Below are 243 nucleotides of genomic sequence, written 5' to 3'. Positions count from 1 at the left end.
AGCATCATTTCCGTGAAGTGATTCCGTTTGGGGCTTCTCTGCGTTATGCAGGCCGCCCGGCCTCCGCCTCTCCGGCGGTAGGGTATATGTCCGTTCACCAGAAACAGCAACAAGATCTGGTTAATGACGCGCTGAACGTCGAATAAATAAAGGATACACAATGAGTAGCGTAGATATTCTGGTCCCTGACCTGCCTGAATCCGTAGCCGATGCCACCGTCGCAACCTGGCATAAAAAACCCGG

General features: G+C 52.7%; 1 protein-coding gene. It reads left to right on the top strand.

What is annotated here, in order from left to right; genetic code table 11:
• Positions 1 to 17 precede the first annotated feature (17 nt).
• Positions 18 to 146 (top strand): hypothetical protein, encoded by a 129-nt coding sequence (locus SB756_RS34265; RefSeq protein ID WP_410913780.1) that lies wholly within the window; start codon positions 18 to 20, stop codon positions 144 to 146.
• The last annotated feature ends 97 nt before the right edge of the window (positions 147 to 243 follow it).

Origin of the sequence: Pseudomonas sp. SIMBA_068 (genome assembly GCF_046534705.1) — a bacterium.
Classification (GTDB): Bacteria; Pseudomonadota; Gammaproteobacteria; order Pseudomonadales; family Pseudomonadaceae; genus Aquipseudomonas; species Aquipseudomonas putida.
The sequence above is the reverse complement of the archived record's forward strand: the minus strand, read 5'-3'. Positions and strand labels throughout refer to the sequence as shown.